Source organism: Vibrio sp. 378 (assembly GCF_033339435.1).
On sequence record NZ_JAWOUO010000045.1, the window covers coordinates 1 to 2,288 of the forward strand.

Sequence of the window (2,288 nt, forward strand, 5' to 3'; positions counted from 1 at the left end):
GTGGTGCCCGGAGGCGGAATCGAACCACCGACACGAGGATTTTCAATCCTCTGCTCTACCGACTGAGCTATCCGGGCGACGAGGTGTATTAAAAGGCTTTTCGGCTTTCAGGTCAACAATAAAATTAAAATAAAATATCGTTTGATGAATTTGTGCTCGGAGTGGGCTGTTTTTATGCGTTTTTAGCAGCAATGCGCCATGCTTTAAGCGATGTTTTAACATTGATAGTGTGTTCACTTGCAAAATAAAGGCGATAAAAACAAAAAAGCACGTCTGAAAACGTGCTTTTTATTGAACAATTGACTTTAAACTAGTGCTTTACTGAGAACTTGTTTACCCAACCTTCTAGCTCATTCGCTAGTGAAGCTAAACTTTGAGTACTTGATTGGCTCTCGGTTACGACAGAGTTGAGTTGGCCTCCGCTTTCCTCGATAAGGTTTATGCGTAGCGCAATATCATCGCTAACCTGCGTCTGCTCAGCGGCAGCAGTAGCGATCTGCTGGCTCATTGTGGTGATAGATTCTAACGCCGTTACAATTTGCTGTAGAGCTTCAGAGGCATTCTTAGACTCTGTAACAGTGCTTTCACTGGTTTCTGCACATATTTCCATTGTGTGAATGGCATTGCGAGAGCCTTCTTGCAGATTGGAGATCATATACTGAATCTCTTTTGTGCTGTCTTGTGTGCGTCCTGCTAGGTTGCGTACCTCATCAGCAACGACTGCGAAGCCTCGGCCTTGTTCTCCAGCACGTGCTGCTTCAATGGCTGCATTGAGTGCCAATAGGTTTGTTTGCTCTGCAATATCACCAATCACATCGAGCACTTTTACAATATTATTTACATCCTGATCTAGATCGGCGACCGCTTTACTCGCAGTATTTAATTGAGAAGCTAAACCTTGAATGTTTTCAACCGTGTTATGAATGAGTTTCTGAGTATGTTGGCTTTGTTTGTCAGCCTCGTCCGTATTGTTTGCGGTGTCGCTTGCTGAATTGGCAACATGGTTGGCTGAAGATGCCATTTCAGTCATCGCAGTGGCAATCATCGCCGTTGATTGCTGCTGAGATACGGTAAGATCGGCAATCGTATTTGATCGAGCCTCTACGGCAGACAACTCTGCGCGCAGTGCATGCATAGACTTCTCTAGGTTTGTCACCATAGTAGCTAGTGATTGACTCATATCTTGCACGGCACGATAGATACTTCCTCTCGGTGCCACAGTATCAAAACTGGTCTGAATGTCTCCTTGAGCGACAGCTTGAACTGCTTTGCGCACATCGTTAGGCTCACCACCAAGTAGATTAAGCATTTTGCGAATCGAAATGATCAGGCCACTTAGAATACTTCCCGCGATAATCAGACACAGCACAAGCTGCCATTGTGCTGTCGACCAAAAACGTGCGTTAACTTCATTAAAGCCAATACCTGTACCGACAACCCAGCCCCAGTGTGGTGTTTTTTCTGCTATCGAGTGTTTTTCTTCAATGCTGCCATCTGCTTGTTTTTGGCTCCAGGTATATTCAACGATCTGACCTGTTTTGTGCCCCAATACATCTAGAATGAGTTGGCCTACGCTATTACCACTGCCATCTTTAAAGTCATGGAAGCTGGTTCCGTGCAGTTGAGGATCTAGTGGTGCGGCGATGAACATCATATTTTCATCTGCGACATAAACGTATTCGTTGTCTTTGTAGATATTGTTACGAAGTAGGCGAGTGGCTAATGCTTTCGCTTCGTCTTCCGGCATTTTGCCTTCGATAGCCATCTTTTCTACTTCGGTAAGTATGCTGTACGCACTTTTAAATAGCTCAGTAACTCGAGCTTTGTTATCAAGGTTACTTGCGACGCGAAGAGTCCATAAGCCCGTTGCGGTCAGAGCTAGGAGAGCTAGCAATATGATCGCAGATAATAAATAGGCTTGAGTTTTTAGTTTCATATTTAGCTCACAAATAAAGTGTTATCACTATGCAAGGCATAGCTAAAAGAAGAAATGTAAGAACTCGGGCATCTTAGTGAAGATGAATATGCTCGGATACTAATGCGCATTGAAATTACGATGAGGATTAAATTTTTATCGTGAAATAAGTGTTTTTGAAGAAAGGATTTAATGTTCGCTGATGTTTAGAAATGAAGTGCAGATAAATGGGAAAACGAGAAATGACGTATAAAGCAGATACAAAAAAGCCGCATCAAGTGATGCGGCTTTAAAAGTGGCTCCTCCTGCTGGGCTCGAACCAGCGACCTGCGGATTAACAGTCCGTCGCTCTACCAACTGAGCTAAGGAGGAA

The 2,288-nt window shown here is 43.9% G+C and carries 1 protein-coding gene and 2 tRNA genes; all 3 read right to left on the bottom strand.

All coding sequences use genetic code 11. From position 1 onward, the window contains the following. Window position 1 precedes the first annotated feature (1 nt). Window positions 2-77 (bottom strand) — tRNA-Phe (locus R7Q48_RS23865). A 233-nt stretch (window positions 78-310) separates the two neighbouring features. Next, complete coding sequence (locus tag R7Q48_RS23870; protein ID WP_253657761.1) at window positions 311-1,936, bottom strand: methyl-accepting chemotaxis protein; 1,626 nt, start codon at window positions 1,934-1,936, stop codon at window positions 311-313. Window positions 1,937-2,211: 275 nt separating this feature from the next. Then, window positions 2,212-2,287 (bottom strand) — tRNA-Asn (locus tag R7Q48_RS23875). Window position 2,288: the final 1 nt, after the last annotated feature.

Bases quoted from the DNA above. Each gene is read 5' to 3' on its own strand.
- R7Q48_RS23870 (WP_253657761.1), bottom strand. From the start codon at position 1,936: ATGAAACTAAAAACTCAAGCCTATTTATTATCTGCGATCATATTGCTA.